The 24,547-nt window shown below is 58.5% G+C and carries 23 protein-coding genes; 12 read left to right on the top strand and 11 right to left on the bottom strand.

The features are described from left to right. Positions 1-4 precede the first annotated feature (4 nt). Positions 5-2,770: an FtsX-like permease family protein gene (locus DXD16_RS02055; protein WP_233502580.1), complete on the top strand. Its 2,766-nt coding sequence runs from the start codon at positions 5-7 to the stop codon at positions 2,768-2,770. Between the two features lie 483 nt (positions 2,771-3,253). On the opposite strand, the gene DXD16_RS02060 is transcribed toward DXD16_RS02055, so the two are convergent. The 3 genes from DXD16_RS02060 to DXD16_RS02070 form a co-directional block, all read right to left on the bottom strand. Then, positions 3,254-4,192 carry a helix-turn-helix domain-containing protein gene (locus DXD16_RS02060; RefSeq protein WP_117563855.1) on the bottom strand — a complete coding sequence of 313 codons (939 nt, stop codon included), beginning with the start codon at positions 4,190-4,192 and terminating at the stop codon, positions 3,254-3,256. A gap of 433 nt (positions 4,193-4,625) precedes the next feature. Then, complete coding sequence (locus DXD16_RS02065) at positions 4,626-5,705, bottom strand: 6-phosphofructokinase (RefSeq protein ID WP_117654965.1); 1,080 nt, start codon at positions 5,703-5,705, stop codon at positions 4,626-4,628. 140 nt (positions 5,706-5,845) lie between these two features. Further along, positions 5,846-6,931 carry a linear amide C-N hydrolase gene (locus tag DXD16_RS02070; protein WP_117654966.1) on the bottom strand — a complete coding sequence of 362 codons (1,086 nt, stop codon included), beginning with the start codon at positions 6,929-6,931 and terminating at the stop codon, positions 5,846-5,848. A gap of 161 nt (positions 6,932-7,092) precedes the next feature. Between DXD16_RS02070 and DXD16_RS02075 the strand changes: the two genes are divergently transcribed. From DXD16_RS02075 to DXD16_RS02085, 3 genes are all read left to right on the top strand, one after another. Beyond that, entirely contained in the window at positions 7,093-8,478 is a 1,386-nt protein-coding gene (locus DXD16_RS02075; protein WP_233502581.1) for a M18 family aminopeptidase, read from the top strand. A gap of 215 nt (positions 8,479-8,693) precedes the next feature. Further along, complete coding sequence (locus tag DXD16_RS02080; protein ID WP_117584152.1) at positions 8,694-9,074, top strand: translation repressor RelB; 381 nt, start codon at positions 8,694-8,696, stop codon at positions 9,072-9,074. After that, on the top strand, positions 9,067-9,558 hold the full coding sequence (locus DXD16_RS02085; RefSeq protein ID WP_117654967.1) for a PIN domain-containing protein: 492 nt from the start codon (positions 9,067-9,069) through the stop codon (positions 9,556-9,558). Before DXD16_RS02080 ends, DXD16_RS02085 begins: the two co-directional genes overlap by 8 nt. 236 nt (positions 9,559-9,794) lie before the next feature. Here DXD16_RS02085 and DXD16_RS02090 read toward each other — a convergent pair whose 3' ends face one another. The 3 genes from DXD16_RS02090 to DXD16_RS02100 all read right to left on the bottom strand — a co-directional run bounded on the left by DXD16_RS02090 (position 9,795) and on the right by DXD16_RS02100 (position 12,612). Then, positions 9,795-10,730 (bottom strand): D-2-hydroxyacid dehydrogenase, encoded by a 936-nt coding sequence (locus tag DXD16_RS02090; protein WP_117654968.1) that lies wholly within the window; start codon positions 10,728-10,730, stop codon positions 9,795-9,797. A 130-nt stretch (positions 10,731-10,860) separates the two neighbouring features. Then, the gene (locus DXD16_RS02095; protein ID WP_117654969.1) at positions 10,861-11,748 is read right to left on the bottom strand and encodes a methionyl aminopeptidase; all 888 of its coding nucleotides are present in this window, start codon (positions 11,746-11,748) and stop codon (positions 10,861-10,863) included. Between the two features lie 87 nt (positions 11,749-11,835). Next, a complete protein-coding gene (locus DXD16_RS02100; protein ID WP_117654970.1) occupies positions 11,836-12,612 on the bottom strand; it encodes a radical SAM protein in 777 nt (258 codons plus the stop codon). 175 nt (positions 12,613-12,787) lie between these two features. On the opposite strand from DXD16_RS02100, the gene DXD16_RS02105 reads away from it, so the two are divergent. From DXD16_RS02105 to DXD16_RS02140, 8 genes are all read left to right on the top strand, one after another. Next, the gene (locus tag DXD16_RS02105) at positions 12,788-13,585 is read left to right on the top strand and encodes an alpha/beta fold hydrolase (protein WP_158567805.1); all 798 of its coding nucleotides are present in this window, start codon (positions 12,788-12,790) and stop codon (positions 13,583-13,585) included. 211 nt (positions 13,586-13,796) lie between these two features. Next, the gene (locus tag DXD16_RS02110; protein ID WP_117654971.1) at positions 13,797-15,680 is read left to right on the top strand and encodes an HD domain-containing phosphohydrolase; all 1,884 of its coding nucleotides are present in this window, start codon (positions 13,797-13,799) and stop codon (positions 15,678-15,680) included. Positions 15,681-15,780: 100 nt separating this feature from the next. Beyond that, positions 15,781-16,059, top strand: coding sequence for an Hpt domain-containing protein (locus DXD16_RS02115; RefSeq protein ID WP_117654972.1), 279 nt, complete (start codon positions 15,781-15,783; stop codon positions 16,057-16,059). 250 nt (positions 16,060-16,309) lie between these two features. Continuing rightward, entirely contained in the window at positions 16,310-16,849 is a 540-nt protein-coding gene (locus tag DXD16_RS02120) for a hypothetical protein (RefSeq protein ID WP_147326439.1), read from the top strand. An 8-nt stretch (positions 16,850-16,857) separates the two neighbouring features. Continuing rightward, entirely contained in the window at positions 16,858-17,187 is a 330-nt protein-coding gene (locus tag DXD16_RS02125) for a helix-turn-helix transcriptional regulator (RefSeq protein WP_089572320.1), read from the top strand. A gap of 144 nt (positions 17,188-17,331) precedes the next feature. Then, a complete protein-coding gene (locus DXD16_RS02130) occupies positions 17,332-18,093 on the top strand; it encodes an ABC transporter ATP-binding protein (protein ID WP_117654974.1) in 762 nt (253 codons plus the stop codon). Next, positions 18,090-18,914, top strand: a complete 825-nt coding sequence (locus tag DXD16_RS02135) for a hypothetical protein (protein WP_117584142.1) — start codon at positions 18,090-18,092, stop codon at positions 18,912-18,914. Before DXD16_RS02130 ends, DXD16_RS02135 begins: the two co-directional genes overlap by 4 nt. Further along, on the top strand, positions 18,898-19,716 hold the full coding sequence (locus tag DXD16_RS02140) for a hypothetical protein (RefSeq protein WP_117654975.1): 819 nt from the start codon (positions 18,898-18,900) through the stop codon (positions 19,714-19,716). The genes DXD16_RS02135 and DXD16_RS02140 overlap by 17 nt, the downstream gene beginning before the upstream one ends. Before the next feature lie 111 nt (positions 19,717-19,827). Here DXD16_RS02140 and DXD16_RS02145 read toward each other — a convergent pair whose 3' ends face one another. The 5 genes from DXD16_RS02145 to DXD16_RS02165 all read right to left on the bottom strand — a co-directional run bounded on the left by DXD16_RS02145 (position 19,828) and on the right by DXD16_RS02165 (position 24,146). Beyond that, a complete protein-coding gene (locus tag DXD16_RS02145) occupies positions 19,828-20,637 on the bottom strand; it encodes a gamma-glutamyl-gamma-aminobutyrate hydrolase family protein (RefSeq protein WP_117654976.1) in 810 nt (269 codons plus the stop codon). A gap of 87 nt (positions 20,638-20,724) precedes the next feature. Then, complete coding sequence (locus tag DXD16_RS02150; protein ID WP_117654977.1) at positions 20,725-21,489, bottom strand: amino acid ABC transporter ATP-binding protein; 765 nt, start codon at positions 21,487-21,489, stop codon at positions 20,725-20,727. A 36-nt stretch (positions 21,490-21,525) separates the two neighbouring features. Then, positions 21,526-22,359 (bottom strand): amino acid ABC transporter permease, encoded by an 834-nt coding sequence (locus DXD16_RS02155; protein WP_117654978.1) that lies wholly within the window; start codon positions 22,357-22,359, stop codon positions 21,526-21,528. Further along, positions 22,356-23,015, bottom strand: a complete 660-nt coding sequence (locus DXD16_RS02160; RefSeq protein WP_006234894.1) for an amino acid ABC transporter permease — start codon at positions 23,013-23,015, stop codon at positions 22,356-22,358. Before DXD16_RS02160 ends, DXD16_RS02155 begins: the two co-directional genes overlap by 4 nt. A 138-nt stretch (positions 23,016-23,153) precedes the next feature. After that, positions 23,154-24,146: a glutamate ABC transporter substrate-binding protein gene (locus DXD16_RS02165; RefSeq protein WP_117654979.1), complete on the bottom strand. Its 993-nt coding sequence runs from the start codon at positions 24,144-24,146 to the stop codon at positions 23,154-23,156. Positions 24,147-24,547: the final 401 nt, after the last annotated feature.

Consider the following 24,547-nt stretch of genomic DNA (forward strand, 5'->3'; position numbering starts at 1 on the left):
GCCCATGAATCAGGACCGCCAAAACAGTCAACGCCGCGACGCGCAGAACACGGAGCGCGAGCAGGATTTTACGACCTACCGTACCGCCCAAAGCTCAAACGATATGGTGCCGACGGTTTTTCGCCGTGGCATCTACCGCACGATTCGCGGCAGCCTCAAACGCTTCTTGTCTATCGTCGTGATCACCGCGCTTGGCGTGAGCGTCATGTGCGGCCTTAAGGCGGGCTGCGAGGACCTGTGTGATTCGGTCGACGCCTATTTTGACCAGCAGAATGTCTATGACATCAACGTGCAGTCGACCTATGGTCTGACCGATGACGATCTTGCCGCGATCCAAGAGGTCGATGGCGTCGAGACGGCCGAGGGCATCTATACCGAGACCGCCTATACCGCCGTGGGTACGACGCGCGAGCGTGTCGTCGTACAGAGCCTCTCCAAAGAGAATATTGACCAACCGGTGCTAGTACGCGGCGAGCTGCCCGAGACTTCGGGCGAAGTGGCAGTGACCTCACGTTTTTTGAAGGCTTCGGGCAAGAAAATCGGCGATACGGTGAGCTTTGCCGCCAACGATGCGAGCTCGTCGAACCAAAGCGCCAAGGACCAGTTTGCCGATGGGGACTACACCATCACGGCCGAGGTTCTCGATCCTACCGACGTGAGCTCCGACTCGACAGTCAACGCCTTTCGCGCTGCTTCGACTGCGGACTACAAGTTCTACGTGAGCGAGGATGCCGCGACATCTTCTTCCTACTCCGCTGTCCACGTGGTCGTCGAGGGAGCCAAGAGCCTCAACTCCTATTCGGATGCCTACTCGGCAAAGATCAATGAGGTCAAGGGCAATATCGAGAAGATCCGCGAGGAGCGTGAGAAGGCGCGCGCCCAGGAGCTGACGGTCGACACACCGGCGAGCTTGGACGCGGCTGAGCGTCAGGCGAATATGGTCTTTGGGATCGAGCAGGACAACATCAATCGCATGGCCGAGGGCAGCGAGGAGCGTGCGCAGGCTCAGGTCGACCTGGACCAGCGCCGTGCCGCCGCCAACCAGCAATTCGCCGATGCCCGCGCCGAGCTCTCCGACCTGGGCGAATGCACCTGGTACATCCAGGACCGCGGCAATATCGCAAGCTACTCGAGCGTCGAGAGCGATAGTTCTTCGATCGAGGCCATCGCCACGGTGTTCCCGTTCATCTTCTTTATCGTCGCCGTGCTTATCAGTCTCACCACCGCCACCCGCATGGTCGAGGAGGAGCGCACGCTTATTGGCCTGTACAAGGCGCTCGGCTATTCACGCGGGCGTATCCTGTCCAAATATGTGGACTACTCGCTGTGGGCGTGTCTGATCGGTGGCGTGCTCGGCAATATCATCGGATTTTTGGGTCTGCCGCTGTTCTTGTTTACGGTGTTCGACGACATGTACTCGCTGCCCCAGATGTTGCTTTCGTACGACATCGTGTCCTCAATCGTCTCGGTGGCGCTGTTTGCCGTGGGCGTGGTGGGCGCTACGATTATCGCCTGCCGCCACGAGATGGCCGAGACCCCAGCCTCGCTCATGCGTCCCAAAGCCCCACGCGCCGGCTCTCGCATCTTGCTTGAGCGCATCGGCTTTATCTGGCGCCGCATGGGCTTCTTAAACAAGGTGGCGGCGCGTAACCTGTTCCGCTACAAAAAGCGCGCCTTTATGACCATCTTCGGTATCGCCGGCTGCACAGCACTCGTGATCTGCGGTATGGGTATTCGCGACACGTCGGTGGCGCTTTCGCCCAAACAGTACGGGCATATCACGCGCTACGACCTGCTGGCGGTCGCCAATCCCGACGATTTTTCGCAGACGTGCGCGGCATTGGATGAGCGCAGCGCGGCCAATGATTTCAACGTGACCGTGACTTCGACGCTGCCAATTATGACCGACAACGTTACCTTTACGTTTGGCGGCAAGAGCGAGACCGTGCAGCTCATCGTGGTGCCCGATGACCGCACGAACGATCTGGACGACTACGTTCGCCTTGAGGACGAGTCCAAAGAACCGCTGCCTTTGCGTGACGGAGACGTGTATCTGAGCAAAAGTTCACAGCTGGTGCTGGGGATTCAGCCGGGCGATACGGCTCACGTCCAGGATTCGTCGCTCAATGTTGCCAAGGTCAAAGTCAGCGACATTTCGCTCAACTATCTGGGCAACACGCTTTATATGACGCAGAGCACCTATGAGCGCACGTTCGGTCGAAGCGCGCGCCTTAACGGCGTCTTTGTGCTGCTTAAGGGTTCGTCGGCCGACCAGATTGCGTTTAGCAAGAATCTTAAGAGTGACGGTTGGCTTACGATTTCGAGTACGGCCGAGCATTGGGAAAACTATGAGGCGAACTTTACGATTATCAATTCTGTCGTGGTGCTCGTGACCTTTATGGCGGCGTGTCTGTCGTTTGTGGTGGTGTTTACGCTGTCCAACACCAACATCTCCGAGCGCGAACGCGAGCTGGCGACCATCAAGGTGCTGGGCTTCCGTCGCGGTGAGGTGCACCATTACGTCAACAAGGAGACGTTGGTCCTCACGGCGATCGGCGCTGCGCTGGGCGTGCCGCTGGGTGGCTTGCTGGCCGAGAGCTTTACCTACATTTTGCAGATGCCGTCGCTGTATTTTGATGTTGAGGTCGAGCCGCTGAGCTACGTGCTATCCGTGCTTCTGGCCTTTGGCTTTACGTTTATCGTCAACCTCGCCACCAACCGTACCCTCAACAAGATTGACATGGTCGGCGCCCTCAAGAGCGCCGAGTAACCTGCCAAAAAGGGACAGGTTTATTTTGGCAGGTTTTATCTGGGCAAACGCCGGGCACCTACGGGCGACCCGGCGTTCGTTGCTTTGCTATCTTTTGCCCGCAGGCGTGGATGAGAGGCTCTCTTTAGCCTTCGAGATTGGGCTTGAATGGGTCGTATGCCACAAAACGGGCCTATCTACTACGTTTAATTGGATACCCTCAACCATGCCGGGAAAACGAAAAATAAAACCGCAGGTAGAAGGCCTGTCGATTTTCGAAAAAGGCGGTCATGGTTGGCCCCATCGAGTTAAACGTAGTAGATGGCCCCTTTTCGTGGCGCGCGGTCAGCTCAATGCTAATTTCCGTGCCGGAACTGACCCAGTTGTTTGTAAGTTGCGGTGACATACGGACTGTTTGGCGCTTTGGAGCCTCAAAACAGTCCCTATCTCACCGCAACTTAGGAGAAGGGCGGGGGCGGTTGGGTGCTGGTGGGTCGGAGCGTGTTAGGCCTGTTTGCGGTGCTTCCATTGTTTGCGGCACCAGCGCATGAGCGCCTTTATGACGGGAATCGTGATGAGGATGATCCATGCAGGATGGGGCTGTCCCAAACAGAGCCACATGTAGAGGAACCAAGCGATGGCGGCTGCCGGGTAGATGGCCTCGATCAGCTTAGACAGGTGGCGCCGATCGATGAAGTCACCAATCGCGTAGTAGACGGGAACCAGAAAGACGAGGAAAAGCCCCATGCCCCATGTGCCGTAGACAATGCCGAGCACCAGATAGGCGAGAGTGACAAGTGCGGGGAAGGGGAATTTGTTCCATGCACGTCCGACCTTGGTGTGGAAATGCTTGCCATGATGGTCGAGCTTGTCGTGTGCTTCCTTCCAGCTGGAAAACGTCTCGCCGTCGATGGTGACGGTGCCGTCGTCATTGGTGCGTACGCTATGTCCATCGTCCTCAAGCGTATCGATATGCACGCCGTCCGGCCCCACATGCACCTCTTCGCCCTTGCGCTCGTTGGTCACATGGATGCCGCTCCAACCAACATGGACTTCCTCGCCTTTATTGGGATCAATGACGTGGATACCGCGCGCGAGGGAAATATCGACAAGTGGCTTATCGCTGCAATCAGCGTGCTCAGTAGAAGCCTCAGCCTCTTCAGCCTTATCTGAAGCTTTGGTGCCGGCGTTGCTGTTCTGCGCCTCATCATCAGCCTGTGAGTCATCAGCGCTAGCCACCGCCTCCCCATACAGCAGCTCATCCAGCGACACGCCATACAGCGCGGCGAGCGCAATAAGGTTATCGGTATCGGGCGAGGACTCGCTGCGCTCCCATTTACTAACAGCCTGGCGGCTTACGCCCAGCTGGGCAGCAAGCGCCTCCTGAGAAAGGCCGGCAGCTTTACGGCGATCGACGAGGCGCTGCGCCATCGCAAGATCCATGGTGGTTCCTTTCGTTTGATGGTCGAATCGAATGAGCCGAGTATGCCGAGAACAACCGGTAGCGACCACCATTTCTAGTTAGAATCTGCCCCAACCCTACCGCAACTACCGGTAGCAATCCCTAACGACCAGCCATTTCAGGACAAATGTCAGTGCAAGTAGCAGCCAAGAGCCCCCACTCAGTAAGTTGCGGTGGAATAGTTTTTGGATTCAGCCATTTGCGGACTAAGCAGGAACTATTTCACCGCAACTCAATTCCAGCCCAGGCACCCGCAGCAAGAAGACGAATAGCCCCGGCGAGTATGTAAACGCAGGGCCCTCCGACCCCGCCCGACGATTTCGATTGGCGACCTTTGACGGAGTCAAGGGAGGAGCCAAATCGAAATACGTCGGGCGGGGTCGGAGGGCCCGATGGGGTGGATTCCAGCCGAGGCTATTCGTCGCCGAAGCTGATGCCCAACGCCTTGGCCTCGCGTACTAGATCGCTCTGGGGATCGACATACTTGAGCTTGCCGGCGACCTCCTCGAGCGGCATGTGGCACATCTTGCCGTCACGCAGGGCAATCATGTAGCCAAACTCGCCGCGCAGGCAGCCAAGCGCTGCCTCGACGCCGCACTGGGTCGCAAAGATGCGGTCCTGGGCGTCGGGCTGACCGCCGCGCTGCGTGTGACCGGGGATGGCGACGCGGGTCTCGCGACCGGTCTTGGCCTCGATCTCCTTGGCGATGTCGTAGACAACCGACGGACTCGTGCGCTCGGCGAGCTTCTTCTTGTACTCCTTCTTGGACAGCGCCGCGTCCTCCTTGGAGATAGCGCCCTCGGCGACGGCTACGATGGTAAAGCGGCTACCGGTCTCCATGCGATGCTCGATGGTCTTGATGACGTTATCCATGTCGTAGGGGATTTCGGGAATCAGGATGACGTCCGCGCCGCCCGCGACGCCGGCGTACAGCGGGATCCAGCCAACCTTGTGGCCCATGATCTCGATAACGAACACGCGGCCGTGGCTCGAGGCGGTAGTGTGGATGTCGTCGATGCACTTGGTGGCGACGTCGATGGCGCTCGTAAAGCCAAACGTCATCTCGGTGCCCCAGGTGTCGTTATCGATGGTCTTGGGCAGGGCGATAACGTTGAGGCCCTCTTCGCGCAGCCGGTTGGCAGTCTTGGTGGAGCCGTTGCCGCCCAGCATAAACAGGCAGTCGAGCTGCAGCTTGTGATAGGTGTGGACCATCGCGGGCACCTTCTCGACGCCGTCAGCCTCGGGAGTGTCCAGGCGCTTGAACGGCGTGCGGCTCGTGCCCAGGATGGTGCCGCCGCGGGTGAGGATGCCGCTAAAGTCTGCCGGCGTCATCACGCGAAAACGGCTGTAGATGAGGCCCTGGTAGCCGTCCTCAAAACCATAGATCTCGATAGGCTCTTCGCTATTGGTCATGAGCGTTTTGACGATGCCGCGCATGGTGGCATTGAGCGCCTGGCAGTCGCCGCCACTGGTAAGAAGACCGATCCTGAGCATGATGAATCCTTCCGGGCAAGTTATAACATGCGCATAAGTTTACCCCCGCACACTGTTGATGCGGAGGTAAAACGTGTTAGCTCAAATGTATAGAAATGTAAGCAACGTCAGGCGAGCGTAAGGACGACGGTGCCAGCTCCTTACAGCGCGAAGGCGTCGACGTCGCCCCAGTGGCGGCGCAGCGTGATGGCGGCAGCGGGCTCGGTATTGTCAAAGACGACCGACCACTGCGTGTTGCTGGTGATGTCTTCCGGATTGGGCTCTTGCGCCGCAGCGCGCAGGGCCTTCCAAGCGACTGCCTCGTCTTGGGCACCGACATGGGCGTCGAGGACATCGGCGATGGCGATGGCGCGTTCCTTGCCATGGCCCAGTTCGCCGTTCTTTTGGTTGGGTAGCACTTCGGCACCATAGCAGGCGTAGAAGTTCGTAACCTGGCGCACGGGCGTCGCCTTGCATGCGCGGTCGGGGTCGCGCGGATCCCACTCCACCACCCGCGCGTCACCGGCGGCGTCGTTGATAAAGAAGTGGTAATCGCGTCCTGCCATGGCGTGCATGTCGTAGGCAGAAAGCAGGTCGACGGCCTCCTGCGTGGTAGCCGCGCGGTCGAGCACCAGGCGGATGGCGAGCGAAGTGTTGATGACGGGGCGCTGCGTGTCCTGGTCACAGGGTTTGGAATCCAGGGTGAGTACGGCAATGGACACGCCACATTCGTTAACACCATCGAGCTGGGCAAACGAGCCCATGAGTGCGGCGGCGCGTCCGGCGACGGAGTCAAGCGGAGTGTTATCGCCCAGGTTATTGAGGGCGGCAAACCCGATGGAGGCATAGCCGTCGCGCGGGTGATTGCGCACCAGCAGCGCTGAGGTGTCGTCCTTAAAGTCGTAATTGCGACCGGTGCGCACGCGGCCTTCGGCATCCACGGCGACAAAAGCGCTGCAGGCAAACTGGGGCGCCTGGACATGTGCCGGCACGCCGGGGAGCGCCTGCGCCACCACGGCATCGATGTAGGCCTGGTCGTCGCGCACGCCAGCGGCGATGATGCGATCAAGATCGTAGTCGTAGACGATGTCGATTACGTACAGGTCATAGCCATCCGCGTAGCCGGTCAAGCGTTTGAGCGACGCGGCGGACTTGATTTGCTTGTGATAAACGATACCGGTGGCAGCGGCAAGGCCGACGGCGACTCCCGCGGCACCGCAGGCGATGGCAATGTTACGTGGCTTCATGACGGCTCCTCTCGTCCTGTTGGTGCAATTGTCGCAAAAGGAGCGCGGGCATGATGACTCAACTTGGTGAGCGGCGCGGAACTAAGCATGGAATGAAGAGTGCGACGCTGGCGTGGCGGGGTATGCTGGAGGGGACCATCAACCCAGCGAAAGGGGAGAGCATGACGGATCAGGAAACGCCCGAGCGCGCGCACGTGACGGCCGACGATATCGAGGCTGCCAACGACCTTATCGACTTTATCGAGGCATGCCCCAGCATGTTCCATACGGCAGCGACCATTATGGCCGAGCTCGACGAGGCGGGCTTTACCTACCTGCCCGAGAATGCGGCGTGGGACATCGAGCCGGGCGGGCGTTATTACACGCAGCGCAACACCTCGAGCGTCGTTGCCTTTAAGGTGGGCGAGGACCTGGCCGCGACATGGGGCGAGGACGGCGTTGCCGGCGACTACCATTTTCAGCTCACGGCGTCGCACGGCGATTCGCCGACGTTTAAGGTCAAGGCCGTGCCCGAGCTCGACGGCGCGGGCGAGACGCTGCGCCTGAACACCGAGGCCTACGGCGGCATGATCGACTACACCTGGTTCGACCGCCCGTTGGCGCTCGCGGGCCGCGTGTTGGTGCGCGAGGGCGACCGTATTGAGAGCCGCCTGCTCGCCACCGAGCGCGAGGTCGCTATCATTCCGAGCCTTGCCATCCATATGAACCGCGGCGTTAACGAGGGCTTTGCTCCCAATCGCGCCGTTGATCTGTGCCCGCTCATCAGCGCTGGCGATCTTAAGCAGGGTGACTTTGATGCCCTGATCGCTGACGAACTGGATGTTGAGCCTGAGCAGATTCTGGGCCGCGACCTGTTCCTGGTCAACCGACAGGATGCGCGTATTTGGGGCTGGGCCGACGAGTTTATCTCGACGCCCAAGCTCGACGACCTGGCCTGCGCCTACACCTCGCTGCAGGCATTTTTGGGTGCCGAGAATGCGCACGACGTTTCGGTCTTTTGCTGCTTTGATAACGAGGAGGTTGGCTCCGAGACCAAGCAGGGCGCCATGTCGACGTTCTTGGCCGACGCGCTGCGCCGCATCAACGGGTCGCTGGGCTTCGATGACGAGTCGTACCACCGCGCACTTGCCGCTTCGATGCTCGTGAGCTGCGACAACGCGCATGCCGTGCACCCCAACCACGCCGAGAAGTGCGACGCCCGCAACCAGGTTGTGCTTAACGGCGGCATCGTCATCAAGGAGGCCGCCAACCAGCACTACTGCACCGACGCCTTTAGCCGCGCGGTGTTCCAGGCCATTTGCGATGACGCCGACGTGCCCACGCAGGCCTTTGCCAACAAGAGCGATATGGCCGGCGGTTCTACCCTGGGCAATCTGTCCAATATGCAGGCGAGCATGCATGCCGTGGACGTGGGCCTGCCGCAGCTTGCCATGCACTCGAGCTACGAGACCGGCGGCGTGCGCGACGTAATGTACGCCATCCGCGCCCTCACCGCCTTCTACAAGCGTGACCTGACCATCAACGGCGCCGAAAGCGCGGAACTCTAAAACCTGCCAAAAAGGGACAGGTTTATTTTGGCAGGTTTTATCTGGGCGAATGCAAAGGGTGAAACCGAACTAGATCTGCGATACGTGGCCGCCGAGGTGCAGTGCGCCTCGGCGGCTTTTTGTGTACAGAGTACGGCTAATGCTTATAAATGCTATACATGCTTTACGTATCTACCATAGAGCTTTATGATATTTTGAAGTATTAAGGAGGGGTCATGACCACAACAGCCGCTCAGATCAACGTACGTCTCGATGCCGATCTTAAAAGGAGTGGGGACGCCGCTCTCTCCAAGGCCGGTATGACGCCGAGCCAAGCGGTGCGAGCGCTCTGGCAGCTTGCAGCATCGCTGGCCGATCGCCCCGGTGCGCTCGAGGATATCCTGCTGCCCAGTCGTGCCCGGGCGGAACAGCGCGAGCGCGAAAAGGCCGCCAAACGTAAGCTCGAGCTTATGGATCAGGGGTCGAAGCTGTTCGCTGCCGCTTGCTGTGAGTCGGGAATCGATATGGTCAAGGCTCAGCCATCGGACGACGAAGAGCTCAAACGGAATGCCTATGCGGATCGCTATGGCGAGGAGATGAGCTGGCTCTATGAGTGAGACTCCAAAGCGCATCTTGGTTGACACCAACGTGTGGCTCGATTACTTCATTCCCTCACGACGTGGTCGTTCGGTGGCGATTGAGTTTTTACGCGATGCATGCACGGCGCAGGTTGATTTGCTGTATGCGGCGACATCGTCCAAAGACCTGTTTTATTTGATTTCAAGCGAACATAAGGCATGGTATCGGCGAGAGCACGGCTCGCTTTCTCAAGATGCTGCCGTGGCGTCGACATCACTTGCATGGGATTGCCTCGACGTGTTGTCGCAACTTGCCACGTCGGTACCCTGCGACCTGAGTGACATATGGATGGCGAGCAGACAGCGTGAGCTCCATAGCGATTACGAAGACGATTTAATCATTGCGGCAGCGATACGTGCTCAGGCGGATCTACTGGTCACCAACGATGTCAAACTCTGTTCACACGCACCCGTCGCAGCAATGAGCGTAGAAGACGCAAAGAATTACTTAGCAACGCTCTAGCAATTTGAAGACCCTGCAGGTCGAATAAAAGTCAGCGAATGCCCCCAGGCAGGGCCGCGCCAGCCAGTCCCTACAGGTTGAACAAAAGTCAGCGAGAGCCCGTCTGGGCGAGCAAGGTGCCTTGAAACAAGGCGGCATTGACCTTCTGGTCATGCCGCCGAAGTTGAAAGGCAGATTGTCGTCCAGACGGGCTCGCAGCGTCGGCTCATTACGCCGTTTGCAAAACGGCGTAATTCTTAGTGTTCGATCCAGCAGCGCAGGGTCTCGCCGGCCTGCAGGTGACGCAGATTCTCCGCGGCGATGTCGACCACGTTGTTGAGCGTGGCTGCCAGGTGGAACCAGCCGGAGACGTGCGGCGTGATGAGCATGTTGGGCGCATCCCACAGGGGGCTTGTCGTAGGCAGGGGCTCGGGGTCGGCGACGTCGACCGCAGCGCCGGCAAGATGTCCCGACTCCAGGGCGGCAACCAAGTCGTCGGCGACCACAAGATCGCCGCGGCCGCCGTTGGCAAAGAAGGCGCCCGGCTTCATCGCGGCGAAGAACTCGGCGTTCGCCAGGCCGCGGGTCTCGGGTGTGCTGGGCATAAAGGATGCGACGATATCAGCCTCGGCCAGGCGCTCGGGCAGGGCATCCATGCCGTCCATGTCCTCAAACACAATGGGGTAGACGAGTGGATGGCGCTTGATGCCGCGGACGTGTGCGCCCATGCTGCGGCAGAGCGTGGCAAAGTGGCCGCCGATATCGCCCGCGCCCAGCACCAGCACGTTGGCATTTTTGAGCGAGGTAACCGGCCCCAAATCCTCCCAGCGATGCTCGCGCTGCAAGTCGTGATAGCCGGGCAGGCGCTTCATCACGGAAAGGACCATGGCAAACATGTGCTCGCTCACGGCCTGGCCGTAGGCGCCCACCGAGCAAGACAGTTTGGCGTCGGCTGGCACGGTGCCGGCGGCCAAGTAATCGTCATAGCCCGCGGTCTGTAGTTGCAGCAGCTGGAGGTGCTCGCATGCGGTAAGTAGGGCAGGGTCTATGTTGCCCAAGATCACGTCGGCGTTGGTGACTTGTTCGCGCGTGATAGCGTCGGCGCTCGTGTAGATAAAGTCCTCGCCCGGAGCGCTCGACTCAAGAATTGCGCGGTGGTGGTCGTTGACGGGCAGCAAAACCAAGATGTTCACAAGCAGTCCTTTCCGCTTGACCCGCCAAAAAGGGACAGGTTTATTTTGGCAGGTTTTATCAGGCAAAACGTTCAAACAAAAACGCCGGATGCTAGACGAGCGTGCCCGTCAGCATCCGGCGCATCCACGGCTACCAGCTCAGCAGCTCGTAGCCGTCCTCGGTCACCACGAGCTGTACCTCGCACTGGGCCGAATCGCTGCCGTCCTTGGTGCGCACGCACCAACCGTCACCCTTGCTAATCTTGATGTCGGGCGCTCCGGCATTGACCATAGGCTCGATGGTAAAGACCATGCCCGGGGCCATGATGGTGTCCACATCGGGTGCCTCGGTGGTAAAGCCCACAAACGGGTCCTCGTGGAACTCCTTACCGATGCCGTGTCCGCCGTATTCGCGCACCACGCTAAAGCCGGCGTCCTCTACCGTCTTTTGCACAGCCTCGGCCATCACGGACAGCGGTAGCCACGGCTTGACGGCGGCCAGACCCGCCTCCACGCTGGCGCGAGTGACGTCGACCAGACGCTGGCGCTCGGCCGAGACCTCGCCGATGCAGAACATGCGGCTCGAATCGCTAAAGTAGCCGTCCAGAATCGTGGAGCAGTCCACGTTGATGATATCGCCCTCGTGCAGCACGTCCGTATCGCAGGGGATGCCGTGACAGACCACATCGTTGATCGAGGTGCACACGCTTTTGGGGTAGCCCTCATAGTTGAGGTCGGCCGGGGTGCCGCCGTGCTCGACGGTGTAGTCGTAGATCATCTGGTCGATCTGGTTGGTGGTCATGCCCGCGGTGATGTGCTCGCCTACGTAGTCGAGCACGCCCACGTTGATAGCCGCCGAGCGCTTGATGCCCTCGATATCGGCGGGCGTCTTGTAGAGCGTGCGGGGCAGAACCTCCCAGCCCTCTTCCCACAGGCGCTCGAGGCGCTCATCGAAGGCGCTATGGCATTTCTTATATTTTTTGCCGCTGCCGCACCAGCAGGCGTCGTTGCGGCCAGGCACGGGTCCGTTGTCAAACATGGCTAACTTCCTTTCTTTCGCAGCTAGTATAGCCCACCCGCAGAGTTCCGTCCCAAAAAGACTACCCTGGGCGACTGTGCGGATCCGCTAGTAGCTCACCTGGCAGGGGATGCCGAGCGCGCGCACGCGCACGGCAATGGCATCGAGCGCTTCGGGCGCCGCTTTGGCAAGGCCGGCGACCGGTGTCTCACGCGCCACTGTGTAGATGGTCGCCTCCTGCGGGCGAATGCGTTCGAGCGCCGCGAGCCAAGGGCCAACATACGCTTCGCCGGTGTTATCGAGGAGCTTGCCCTGGTACTCGCCGCTCAAAAAGATCGTCTGGATAATGACATGGCCGTTAAAGCTCGCGAACGTCTCGATCTGGTGCTCGACGTCGTAGGGGCCAACGGGCTGGTCGAGCAGCTGGATAAAAGCCGGGTCGACCGTATCGAGCTTGAGGATGTTGTCGTCGACCATCATGAGCGCATCGTGCACAGCGGGCTGGTCAGCGCGCGTGCCATTGGAGAGCACGGCGATCTTGGTGTTCGGGGCCAGCTGGTCGCGAAGCGCGACGGCGCCGGCGATGGCCTGCGGAAACTCCGGTGCGGCGGTGGGCTCGCCGTTGCCGGCAAACGTGATTACATCGGGCAGCTCGCCCTCGACTGCCATCTCGTGCAATTTGGCCTCGAGTGCGTCGAGTACCGCGGCGGCCGAGTTATACGACTCGTGGCAGGGACGCTCGGAGTTGAGACCGTTCTCGCAATAGATGCAGTCAAACGTACAGATCTTGCCCGATGCCGGCATCATGTTGACACCGAGCGAAAGGCCCAGACGGCGGCTGCGCACCGGTCCAAAGATGGGGCTGGCATTTAAAAACGTAGACATAGACATATGCTCCTTGGGACAGTTATGCCTAAGCATAGCATCGGCGCCAAAGTCTGGTTTGGGCTTGTGCTCTTCAGGTTTCGTTTTTCATTCTGCCCTCGATGCCCACGATATGAAAGGTTTCGGGTCGGGTACAGTTCATGTGTTAACAAGGCACAAGACGATGGGGCACAACATGGATTTTACGGTCGAGAATGCGGGCACCACGATTGCCTGTCGCGAGTTTGCCGAGCCGGGCGTGCCGTCGGATGCGCCTGCCTTGGTGTGCGTGCACGGCGCTTGCGTCGACGGCACATTTTTTGACGGGATCGCCCGCGAGCTCGCCTGCGGCTATCGCGTAATTGCCTACGACCGCCGCGGTTGCGGCGAGAGCGGCGATGCCGCGGACGGGCGCTACGACCTCGCCGCCCAGGCCGCCGACCTGCAGGCCGTTATCGAGCATGTCGGCGCCCCGGCAAATGTCCTCGCGCACAGCGCCGGTACGCTGGTGACCCTGGAGCTTCTCCGTACAAACCCGGCCATTGTCTCGCGCGCGATGCTGCACGAACCCGCCGTGACAAACGAGGGCGCTGGCCTGGGCACGGCCCCGGTTTTGCTCGAGATGATTGCTGCGGGAAAGGTCTCGAGGGCATTAAGAGCCTTCCTGAGTGCCATCGGTGATTCGGATCCTCAAGCTCCCAAGACAACCGAGGCGGAAGCCAAGCATGCCCTGCGCAACGGCCGCAGCTTTATGGCAAACGAATACGGGATCATTATGACCTGCGTTCCCGATTGGGATCGCGTCCGCGCATCGAAAACGGTGGCCGCCGTGTTTTTGGGCGAGCTCTCGATTGGCACGCCCCGCGAAGCGGGCACGAGAGCGTCGGCTGAGCTTTTGGGCTGTCCGCTCGTAACGGTCCCCGGCGCGCACAACGGGCTGCGCGATCGACCGGTAGCGGCTGCCCAGGCCGTCCGTGGCGTCCTAGGGTTCTAGCAGCCGCAATAATCAAAACGGGCTTTTCCCGTAAACATTTCGACCGTGTTAACAGATGCGCCCAGAACCTTACGGCTGCGGCTTCAGCCCTACCGTCTGCCAGCTCATGAAAAAGAAACGGTATTCACGTGTGTACCTGCATCGACAAGGTGCTACCCTTGTAACATTTGGCACCCACTGCTACCAAGCAAAACTACTGAAAGGGCCCCCTATGCTCAATAATCACGAGGCCAATCTAACCGACGAGGAGGCTGCCGCCGAGGTCGCCCGTGTCGCGAAGACCTACCCCGTGGTACGTTTGCTGTCGGTCGACCAGATTAAGGGCGATCCCAACTGCCTGCTCGCCGGCGATCGGTGTCCCTGTCTGCGCCAGTCAAGTCTTGAGGCCTTGGCGGCAGGTTCCGATGAGGTGTCGGAACAGCTGCTCAACGATGGCGTTGAGTACCGCGCTCGCCTGCGTCCTCTGAAGGTCGAGGGCGAGCCTCACGTCCTGCTGATGGTGCGTCCGATTGATGAACAAGAGGCCGCAGAAGAGGACCTTGTCTACACCGACGTGCTGACGAGCGTGCGCAATCGCCGATATTACGAGGAAAAGCTTCGTAGCGCCCGTATGCAGGCCGGCGTGGCCATGATCGACCTTGATGATTTTAGGGCCTTCAACGATACGTATGGCCGCCATGCCGGCGACCTTGCGCTTGGTGCCGTGGCGACGGCCATACGCAGCGGTGTTCGTTCGACTGACGAGCTTGTGCGTTTTGGCTGCGATAAGTTTGTGGCCGTCATGCCCAATATTCCCTCTGATGACTTTGCCCGTCGCCTGCGTCAAGTATCCGATGCCGTTCATTCCACGATTATTCCGGGGCATGAGCGCGTTAGCTTGACGGCATGCGTTGGTGGCGTTCGCATTAATGGCGAAACGGTCGATGAGGGTGTTAGCCAGGCTGTCCAATTATTGAGCCGCGCTAAGGCAAAAGCCGGTACAGTCGTGACCGATGCCGAATCCATCGAGGCCTTCCAAAGCGAAAAGCCTACGGTGCTTATTGTCGATGACTCCGAGATGAACCGAGCCATTCTCAACGAGATGCTCAAGGACGAGTATTGCATCCTCGAGGCCGATAACGGTCGCGCGGCGCTCGACATGGTCGACCGCTATGGCGATGAGTTGTCGCTCGTGCTGCTGGACATTGTCATGCCGGGCATGAACGGCTTTGAGGTGCTGGGCGATCTGTCGCGTCGATCGAATATTGACAATTTGCCCGTCATCATGATCTCGAGCGAAGATTCCGACGAAGTGGTGCTGCGTGCGTATGAGCTTGGTGCCTCGGACTATGTCAACCGCCCGTTTGACTCCCGTGTCGTGCGCCGTCGCGTAAGCAACACCATCCGCCTGTATGCCAAGCAACGCCGTCTGACGAGCCTGCTGTCTCAGCAGTACAACGAGCGCGTCAAGAACAGCCGCATGCTCATCGACATCATGGCCGGCGTCATGGAGCTCCGCAATGGCGAGAGCGGCAGGCACGTTACGAACATCGAGAAACTGACCGAGCTGCTGCTTGGCTGCCTGGTCCACCGTAGTGACAGCATCTCCCTCGACAACGAGGAGCGCTCTACGATTGCCCTGGCTTCGGCACTGCACGATATCGGCAAGATGTCGATTGACGATGCGATTCTCAACAAGCCCGGGCGCCTCACGTCCGAGGAGTTCGAGATTATGAAGACGCATACCACGATCGGCGCCGACATGCTGCATGAGCTGGGCCGCCATCACGCCGGCAATGCGCTTATGGAATATGCGTACCAGATTGCGCGTTGGCACCACGAGCGCTGGGACGGCAAGGGTTATCCCGATGGCCTTAAGGGCGACGATATCCCCATCGCCGCACAGGTGGTTTCGGTGGCCGACGTATACGATGCGCTGACGAGCGTGCGCGTGTACAAGGATGCCATCCCGCACGAGGAGGCGATCCAGATGATCCTGGACGGTAAGTGCGGCACCTTTAACCCGCTGCTGCTCGACTGTCTGCTCGAGGTGCAAGACCGTATTGCCGAAACATTGGCGCGCCCTGCCGAGGTCGTTGCGCTTCCTACGATTTAGTTTGACCAAAGGAGTTTTAATCCATGATTTCCATGCGTGAGGCGTATGAGAAGATCGGCGCCAATTATGATGACGCGTGCGCTCGGCTGATGGGCGAGAGATGCTTGCCCGCTTTGCCCTCAAGTTTTTGGATGACGAGAGCATGGACAAGCTGGAGGCCGCCATGGCGGCAGGAGACGCCAAGGAAGCGTTTATGGCAGCTCACACGCTCAAGGGCGTGAGCCAGAACCTGGGATTCGATAACCTGTACGAGCCGGCGGTCGTGGTGACCGAGGCGCTGCGCGGCGCCGATGCCGTTGACGGCGCTCGCGCGGGAATGCATGCGTTGCAGCAGCAATATGCGGCTACGATGTCGGCCCTGCGCGAGGTGGCCGAGTAAGAGCTCGCGAGCTTTGATGGCTATGAGAGTGGATAATCTCCCGTTTTAGGCCCGGTGGCGGCCTCAAAGTGGGAGATTATCCACTCTCGTTCGATACGTGTCCAAAATCCACTCTCACCCCTTCTGATTAGTGAATGGGCTATGTGCACTGGCGGGGCTTTCCGCATGCAATCCATATCGTTGTTCGATAAACTGTTCGAATAACGATAGAGTCGATGAGGGTGAGTGTATGTCCAACAGCGTTCAGCGTATGGCCAAGGCGGGCGAAAAAATCAGGAAGCTTGGTTTTTGCATGGCAACCGTTTTTGCAGGGATGCTCGTCGCTTTTGCCGCGTTGGTTGTTTACGTGATCTGGTATGCGGTTGCAAACGTTGCTTCTGTCGATTCTTTCGGTGTCGTGACGCTTCTCAATGGCGGGTGCATCGTTATCCCAAGCGGACTGTGCCTGGCACTCGTCGTGGGTATTTCGCTTGTCGTTTTGTGCGGGATCAGCCGTAACATCTCGCGAGGCGTCTCGCCCTTTACCAAGACGCATGTGCGGCTTATCCGTGTTCTCGCGCTTGCCTTTGCTGTTAACGCCGCGGTTTCGCTTGTTGGTGCCTATGGATCGGTCAATCTCACCATTGGCGGACTGGAGCTTTACATCGTGCCTCATTCCTTCGTTATTGAGATTTGCCAAGGCGCTACCTTTGATGCGGGGTCGTTTATCGGCGCAGTTGTCTGTTTGTTTATCTCGGCGATCTGGAGTTATGCCTCGCTGCTCCAAGAGCAGTCTGACGAGCTTGTGTAGGAGGAAACATGAGCTATCTCATCATCGAGCTTGAGACGCAGCTGCTTAAGACCGGAAAGACCAGTGCTGATCTGATTCGGGCGACGGGGCATACTCCGGCTAATATTTCAAAGCTTAGAAACGGAAAGATAAAAGCTATTCGCCTAAAGACGCTCCTCGATATCTGTGATGAGCTTGATTGTCAACCGGGAGATATTATTCAGCGCGTGAGTGAGAAAGAGCTTGAGGAGCTTATTGTTGAGCGTGCAAAAAACGTTGTGAGGCAGATGCGGGACGGCGGAGGCAATGAGGCGTCGCTTCCGACATCAGTCTTTGCTGTCGATTTGAGCGACGAGTAGCTTAAGGCGAACAACTAAAACGAAATATCAGCGTGAAGGGACCCGTGTCTAACACGGGTTCTTTCTTTTAGATTATCTTGACAAATATGTGTTATCGAAAAACAATAACAATTATGTAAAACGATAAAGTAAAGAAGGAACGATATGAGCGGTTTTGCTATCAAGCGGAACGGGAGGCCAATGAACGCATCAACGATAAGGCTATCAAGGGTGTCAAAGCGCTACGGGAAACGGCGCGTTTTGCATGACGTTTCCTTCGAGGTGGATCAGTCTGAGCTTTGCGCCCTTGTTGGTGCAAACGGGGCGGGCAAAAGCACGCTTATTAAAATAGTGCTGGGCCTCTGTGAGCCATCGTCGGGGAGCGTGGAGCTCTTTGGAGGCAAGTCGAAAAAAGAGCTGAGCCTGATGCGGACGCGTGTCGGCTATGTGCCAGATTCCTGCGGAGCATACCAATCTCTCAGTGCGGCTGAGAACCTTCGGATCCGATGTGCGGAATGGGGGCTCGATGAGAAGCGTGAGGTTCCTCGCGTCTTGGGCCTGGTCGGGCTGGACGTCGATGAGAAAAAGAGCGTGAGCAGTTTTTCTCTGGGAATGAAACGGCGACTGGATATAGCTACGGCTTTATTGGGTGACACTGATCTGCTTATTTTTGATGAGCCAGCAAACGGGTTGGACCCGCTGGGGATCGAGAGTATATGGACCCTTATCGGTCGATTTAATCGGGAGCAGGGCAAAACCATGCTTATCTCTAGCCACGACTTGGATGAGCTGGCATCGGTTGCAACAAGCTGCCTGTTTCTTCATGACGGCGAACTGCTGAAAAAGGAATCGATGGCCGTCATAAGGGATGAGGCGTCGTCCCTAAAAGAGTATTACAGGCGCTTGATGAAGGCGGTCTCGCTATGAAGCGGGCGATCCATCCCATAAAGGCAGATATGATGCGTTTGCACAGGATATTTCCGGCGAAGTTTGGTCTTGCGCTTATGCTGGCGTTCGGCCTTCTCTTCGGCATCTTTCTAAAAAACGGAACAACGTTGCTCGCCTTTGGCTATGGCGTTTGTGGGGAGGATATTGGTTTCCTCTGGAATGCAATCGATCCTTCTGCGCCTGATGAGTCCCTTGCGCGCAGCGCTTTTGCCGGTACATCCCTGTTCGTTCCACTCATCGTTTGTTTGGTGCTTTTACAGGAGCATGGCTATAAAGAGGGGCACCGAATTTCTTCGGCAAGAGGTCTCAACCGCTTTTATGGGGCTCTAGCCCATGCATTTTCGTCTGCTTTAATAATTGGCGCAGCGTATAGCGCGCTTTGCCTTCTTCTTTTTGCAATAGCCATAATACGTGGAGGGCATAACTACTCGCACAACATACTAACTGTATTTTTGCCTGCAATGATAGTCAACGCCGTATTGGTGATATCGGTTGCGCTGGAGACGGTGACCATCTATCGGATAACGGGCAGCGCTGTATTGAGCGGGGCCGTGGTGATAGTCGGATTTGTCATGAGCTTGACGCTCTACGGAGCCTTCCTTCAGGCACCTATACCATCCTTGCGATGGATCTTCTTCCTTCCGGGGCCGTACCTTGGAGTCGGATGTGCCCTTGGGTATAGCGATATGGGGCAGCTGACGCTTCTGGGATATGGCGTGGCAGCCAGCTGTCTATCGGTATTGATTTACGCTCTCTTGAGCTTTCGCGCTGGGGGTGTGCTCAATGGCTCGTCAGATTAAAAGACTTCTCCAGTCAGAATTGAAGCATGTGAGCAAATGGGCGTACGCCTTAATCCTGGTAATTTATACGTACATGGTGATATTGCAGCTTAATTCTTTCCCGATGTGGTTCTGTAGCCTCCGTGAGAACAGTTTCTTGGGTTTTTTCCCAGACCCGACGCTTCGGCTATCGGCGGAGGATGTCCTTCTATTTGGCAATGCAGAGGTTTTTCGCGGTCTGCTGTTCAACGTAGCCCCGTTGGCCCATGCATTGTTCTTTCCGTTCATCGCGGCTTGCATTGTGCCGCGCTTTGTCAGTTCGGGCTTTGTCGAGGAACCGTGGGGGTTGTCGGAGGCTCGGGGAGGGAAGCGTGTGTGCGCTATCGTTGCGCGAGTGGTGCTATCTTCTTTTGCCCTTTTGGGCGCGTTTGTCCTGTCGAGTGTCGTTTTGTACTGTCTTAACTGCGCAATCGTTTCGGATGCTCAGCAGTATTTCAACCTGCATGTATTTTGCTATCGACTTGTTCTTGCTGCCGCTGCCTGCCTTGCATACGTGGTTTCTTGCGTAATCGTTGTTTCCTATTTTGGGTCCGGCTTCGGTCCGATTGGCATGCTGTTGCTTGTCAACGTCGTAGCGATCTACATACAGATCGGGGCCAATTCCATGCTTCCGCTTCCAGCCTCGATGCTCATGTGGATTTGCGGCGTGACCCCGTTGGGGAATGGTCAATGCATCTCGATTTTAATTGACTGCCTCATAAACGTAGCAAGCGTTTTTATCATTTGCTTTACTGTCGACCGATTGCGGTCGAGATTTCTCTGATTGTTTGTGAGGGATAATCATACCGAGCATATCAAATACAGGGGGGCGGGCACCGTAGCTGGTGTCCGCCCCCCCCCGGCTTAGGAGGCTTTAACCTGAGTGGTTCGCGAGCTAGCGGGCCTGCTTTACCTTTGCCGCCGCCTCGACAAACGACTTCCACAGGTTAAAGTCGGTTTCGAGCGTCTTCCACGTGTACTCGGGATGCCATTGCACGCCTAGACAGAATGGTTGGCCTTCGACCTCGATGCACTCGGGAATACCGTCGGTTGCCTTGGCGACCAAGCGCGTGCTTTTACCCAGACGATCGACGCAGCAGTGATGTGCTGAGTTGGTCTGGATCAGTCTGTGGCCGCCAAGCGCGCGCTCCAGCAGCGAGCCCGGCATGACTTCGACAGGGTGCACGGGATCGTTGAGCACGTGGGTATGGCGCCACTGTGTGCGGCCCTCGCGAGCGCCCAGGCTCGGCACGTCCATGCACAGAGTGCCGCCAGTGGCGACATTGAGCAACTGCGTGCCGCGGCAGGTGGTAAAGAGCGGCTTTTTGGCGCGGAGCACCTCGCCGACCAGCTTAAACTCAAAGCTATCGCGGATCTCACAGCAGAGGGTGGGGTCGTAGGGTCGATCACCGCCCCAACGTTTGGGATTGACATCGGGGCCGCCGGGAATGGCGATGCCGTCGGCGATATCGACGTAATGACGGATGACCTCAATGTCCTCGGTGATGGACATCTGCAGCGGCAGGCCGCCGGCGGCAAGGATGGCATCGACAAAGACACTTGCGATTTCCTCGTTGGGGGAGAGCGTCTCGCTTAAAAACGGCTTTGCCTCTTCCCAACGCGGCGCGACGAGGATGAGTGGGCGGTCGGTGGGGGCGACGTCGACATGTGGGGTGTAGGACGATGAAGTGCGAGTTCCGATCATAGGTGTTGCTTTCGAATCTAAAGGTGACAGGGCGCATGAGAGACGTAGGACAACACTTTCAATGGATTTGTCCCACGGGGTGGCTGGCTAGTGGCCCTTAATGGAGTTGAGGAAGTCCTGGGCGCGCTTGGTCTGGGGGTGGTCGAAGAACCCGTCGGGCGTGCCGGTTTCCACAATCTGGCCATCGGCCATAAACACGACACGGTCGGCCACGCGGCGGGCAAAGTTCATCTCGTGCGTAATCACGATCATCGTCATGCCCTGCTGCGCCAAGCGCACCATGACCTCGAGCACCTCATTGATCATCTCGGGGTCAAGGGCACTCGTGGGCTCATCGAAGAGCATGGCCTTGGGCTGCATGGCGAGCGAGCGGGCAATGGCCACGCGCTGCTGCTGGCCGCCCGAAAGCTGTGCGGGAACCTTGTCGGCCTGCTCGGCCACGCCTACGCGGCTCAGCAGGTCCATGGCGCGCTCGCGGGCCTCGTCCTTGGAGACGCCCAGCACATCGACCGGTCCCAGCATGACGTTCTGCAGTACCGTCATATGTGCAAACAGGTTGAACTGTTGGAACACCATGCCCAGCTCGGCACGCATGCGGGCAAGGTCTCTGCCTTCCTGCGGCAAGGGCTCGCCCTCGATGAGGATCTCGCCCGAGTCGATGGTTTCCAGGCGATTGATGGTGCGGCACATGGTCGACTTGCCCGAGCCCGAGGGGCCGATCACGACGACGACCTCGCCGCGGTCGACCGAGAGATTGATGTCGTTGAGGACGTGCAGATCGCCGTAGTGCTTATCGACGTGCCTGAGCTCGATCAGCGGCTGATTGCCGGTGAATGAGGTGCTCTGTGCCATGGTGCTCGGCTCCTTATGACTCGAAATGGTAAAGCGTTAGCGGATGATGGTCGCGCCGGTCTTGTGCGAGACGTAGACAGCGGCCTTGTTGATCGCGACGTTGATGAGGATATAGATGACCGCGATCACCAGGTAGACCGACACGAGCGCGTCGTAGTTGGTAATGAGCACGCGGGCGTTTTGCATGAGGTCGGGGTAGCTCACCACGTAGGCGACGGTGGTGTCTTTGACGACGACCACAAGCTGCGAAATCAACGACGGAATGATAAAGCGAATAGCTTGGGGCAGCACGATTTTAAAGGTGATTTTAGCCTTGGAGAGACCGAGCGCCTGGGCGGCCTCGACCTGGCCGCGCGGTACGGCGTTGACGCCGGCGCGGAAGATCTCGGCTAGTACGCCGGCTGCAGCGAGCGCGACGGGCAGCGTGAGCATCCAAAACGACGGCAGCGCGATCTTGTACTGGGGCAGCACCAAAAAGAAGAAGTAGATGAACAGCAGGCTCGGCACGCCGCGGAAGAAATCGGTGAGCACGCGGCAGACCAGCTGCAGCGGCTTAATGTCGCCGGTGCGACCGAGCATAAGGGCAAGGCCGAGCACCAGCGCGATGGCGCCGGCGGTGAGTGCGACCTTAACGGTGCCCTCAAAGCCGGCAAGCAGGAACTTCCAGGTGGTGAGGTGCGTAAAGAAATACCAATAGTGAACCGAAAGCTGGCCGGTCACATAAAAGCGCTGCAACACAAGGGCAACGAGTGCGACGACGGCAACCAGCGAGATGGCGGTGCCGATGCGAATCTTGGCGCGCATCTTGGGGCCGGGAGCCTCGTAGAGCGCATCGCGCATGGTGAGCGCGGGAGAGGAGTGCTTGCTCATCGGAGGATCCTCACCTTCTTATCGATATAGTTGCCAATGTGGCTCACCACAAAGGCCGTGCCCAGGTAGCCGAGCGCCGAGATAAAGAACGCGGCGACGCCGCCGAGCGAGCGCGTGTTGATATAGCTCACCACGCCAGTGAGCTCCTGCGGTTTAAGCGGCACCTGACTGCCGAGCGCGGTGGTGAGCATGACGGCGATAAAGAGGTTGGTCATGGGCAGCACACTCGAGCGCAGTGCCTGCGGAATCACAATCTTGGCGAGGATGCGGTTGAAGCTCATGCCCAGCGAGCGGGCGGCTTCCACCTGGCCGACGCCGACGGTGTTGATGCCGCTCATAAAGTTCTCGGAGCCAAAGGCCGAGCCCAGCAACACCGTGGCGACGATAACGCAGGTGCGGTAGGGCAGGACGACCTTGAGCGGCGGCAATGCGTAGACGACGATGATGAGCAACGCAATGCCGGGGATGTTACGGAAGACCTGGACATACAGGTCGCCAAAGACGCGCAGCGGCTTGAGCGGCGACACGCGCATCACGGTGACGGCGACGGCCAGCACCATGGCGATGGCAAACGACTCAAGCGTCATGCCCCAGGTTGCGAGCAGCGCGTCGATATAGTTCTGGCCATAGAGCGACCAGAGCTCGGAGAGACTCATGCGGACCTCCCGCCGATAAGGAAAGGGGCTCCCGTGTGTACGGAAGCCCCGACAACTCAGTAAGGAAACAGTTTAGCGCAATAAAGCGCACCGTGCGTTTCCGTATGGTTTCGTTGCGGCCGTTACTAGGCGCGTTGCCTAGGCGCCGATCTCGGGCAGCTCGGGAACATTGGTGTCACCCGTGCGGTCGCCGATGCAGATCTGCCACAGCTCGGTCCAGGTGCCGTCGTCCTCGATCTTCTTAAGGAAGTCGTTGACAAAGGCGACGCCGTCGGAATCGAGCGGCAGGCCGATGCCATAGGGCTCCTTGCTGCCGAAGGGCTTGCCGGCGATCTTATACTTACCGGGCTCGCGGACTAGGGCGCTCTGCTGCATGTTGTTGTCGATGACGTAGGCGTCAACGCGACCCTGCTGGAGTGCCTGGCGGGCCTCCTCGTCGGTCTTGAACTCCTGCTGGCTGGCCTTGGGAGCGAGCTCCTCCAGGATGGCAGGGCCGTTGGACCCGGACTGGACGGCGACGTTCTTGTCGGCCAGGTCGTCGACGCTCTTGATGTCGTCGTTGTCGGCGAGCACCAGGATGGCCTGCTGCGTGTAGTAATAGGGACCGGCAAAGGAGACGAGCTTCTTGCGATCGTCAGTGATGGTGTAGGTGGCAAAGACGGCGTCGACCTGGCCGTTCTGCAGGACGGACTCACGCGTGTCAGAGGTCACCTGGGTGATCTCGACCTTGTTCTCGCCCAGAATGTAGTTGGACAGGAGCTGTGCGATACCGGCGTCGAAGCCGCGGGTCTGACCGTCCTTCTCGTTGAGGAGGGAGAAGAGCGTGGAGGTCTGGACGCCACCGATCGTAAAGACGCCGGCATCCTTGACGGCCGTAGCCCAGGTGCTGGCGGCGATGGCGTCGTCATCGGCCTTGGGGCCGTCGTTGACGAGCTTGTCGAATGCCTTGGCGTCGAGCGTGGCGGAAACCTCGGTATCCTCGGAGCTCTTGGAGGAACCGGCGGAACCCTTGTCGGCCTCGGTACTGGTGTCGGAGCAGCCGGCAAGACCAAGGCCGGCGACGGTTGCGAAGGTGGCGGCGACGAAGCCGCGGCGGTCGAGAACGACCTGCTGGGAGAGGTTCTTGCTCATGGTAGAACACCTTTCTCAATAAAATCCCTAGCGGTTGAGTAGAGTTATACCCTATCCCGCTCAAATGGGTCAACACGAAATAACTCAGAAACATACTTACCTTATGGGTTATTCTACCTACCAAAAGGGACAGGCACCTTTGTGGCGGTTCTGGCCGATGTAGCGGCATGCCTTGCTGTTTTGTCTCGATCTGTAACAGTTAGGCGGACAAAAGCTCCCTTTCTGTTACAGATTGAGACAAAGGTCAGGGGCAAAGACGGTTTGTCTAGATCTGTAACAGTTAGACGGGAATTCGGGCCCTAGATGTTACAGATTGAGATAATCGCGCCGCGAAAATAAAAACCTCCGCAGGGGTGCTTCTGAACTGCCTCCCATTTCTTGGACACAAGAAATGGGAGGCT

Source organism: Collinsella sp. TF11-5AC, from assembly GCF_003436775.1.
Classification (GTDB): Bacteria; Actinomycetota; Coriobacteriia; order Coriobacteriales; family Coriobacteriaceae; genus Collinsella.

Bases quoted from the DNA above. Each gene is read 5' to 3' on its own strand.
- DXD16_RS02095 (WP_117654969.1), bottom strand. From the start codon at position 11,748: ATGTTTGACAACGGACCCGTGCCTGGCCGCAACGACGCCTGCTGGTGC.
- DXD16_RS02135 (WP_117584142.1), top strand. From the start codon at position 18,090: ATGAAGCGGGCGATCCATCCCATAAAGGCAGATATGATGCGTTTGCAC.
- DXD16_RS02165 (WP_117654979.1), bottom strand. From the start codon at position 24,146: ATGAGCAAGAACCTCTCCCAGCAGGTCGTTCTCGACCGCCGCGGCTTC.
- DXD16_RS02065 (WP_117654965.1), bottom strand. From the start codon at position 5,705: ATGCTCAGGATCGGTCTTCTTACCAGTGGCGGCGACTGCCAGGCGCTC.
- DXD16_RS02130 (WP_117654974.1), top strand. From the start codon at position 17,332: ATGAGCGGTTTTGCTATCAAGCGGAACGGGAGGCCAATGAACGCATCA.
- DXD16_RS02100 (WP_117654970.1), bottom strand. From the start codon at position 12,612: ATGTCTACGTTTTTAAATGCCAGCCCCATCTTTGGACCGGTGCGCAGC.
- DXD16_RS02155 (WP_117654978.1), bottom strand. From the start codon at position 22,359: ATGAGCAAGCACTCCTCTCCCGCGCTCACCATGCGCGATGCGCTCTAC.
- DXD16_RS02140 (WP_117654975.1), top strand. From the start codon at position 18,898: ATGGCTCGTCAGATTAAAAGACTTCTCCAGTCAGAATTGAAGCATGTG.
- DXD16_RS02070 (WP_117654966.1), bottom strand. From the start codon at position 6,931: ATGAAGCCACGTAACATTGCCATCGCCTGCGGTGCCGCGGGAGTCGCC.
- DXD16_RS02080 (WP_117584152.1), top strand. From the start codon at position 8,694: ATGACCACAACAGCCGCTCAGATCAACGTACGTCTCGATGCCGATCTT.
- DXD16_RS02105 (WP_158567805.1), top strand. From the start codon at position 12,788: ATGGATTTTACGGTCGAGAATGCGGGCACCACGATTGCCTGTCGCGAG.
- DXD16_RS02060 (WP_117563855.1), bottom strand. From the start codon at position 4,192: ATGGATCTTGCGATGGCGCAGCGCCTCGTCGATCGCCGTAAAGCTGCC.
- DXD16_RS02115 (WP_117654972.1), top strand. From the start codon at position 15,781: ATGCTTGCCCGCTTTGCCCTCAAGTTTTTGGATGACGAGAGCATGGAC.
- DXD16_RS02150 (WP_117654977.1), bottom strand. From the start codon at position 21,489: ATGGCACAGAGCACCTCATTCACCGGCAATCAGCCGCTGATCGAGCTC.
- DXD16_RS02145 (WP_117654976.1), bottom strand. From the start codon at position 20,637: ATGATCGGAACTCGCACTTCATCGTCCTACACCCCACATGTCGACGTC.
- DXD16_RS02085 (WP_117654967.1), top strand. From the start codon at position 9,067: ATGAGTGAGACTCCAAAGCGCATCTTGGTTGACACCAACGTGTGGCTC.
- DXD16_RS02055 (WP_233502580.1), top strand. From the start codon at position 5: ATGAATCAGGACCGCCAAAACAGTCAACGCCGCGACGCGCAGAACACG.
- DXD16_RS02075 (WP_233502581.1), top strand. From the start codon at position 7,093: ATGACGGATCAGGAAACGCCCGAGCGCGCGCACGTGACGGCCGACGAT.
- DXD16_RS02160 (WP_006234894.1), bottom strand. From the start codon at position 23,015: ATGAGTCTCTCCGAGCTCTGGTCGCTCTATGGCCAGAACTATATCGAC.
- DXD16_RS02125 (WP_089572320.1), top strand. From the start codon at position 16,858: ATGAGCTATCTCATCATCGAGCTTGAGACGCAGCTGCTTAAGACCGGA.
- DXD16_RS02110 (WP_117654971.1), top strand. From the start codon at position 13,797: ATGCTCAATAATCACGAGGCCAATCTAACCGACGAGGAGGCTGCCGCC.
- DXD16_RS02120 (WP_147326439.1), top strand. From the start codon at position 16,310: ATGGCCAAGGCGGGCGAAAAAATCAGGAAGCTTGGTTTTTGCATGGCA.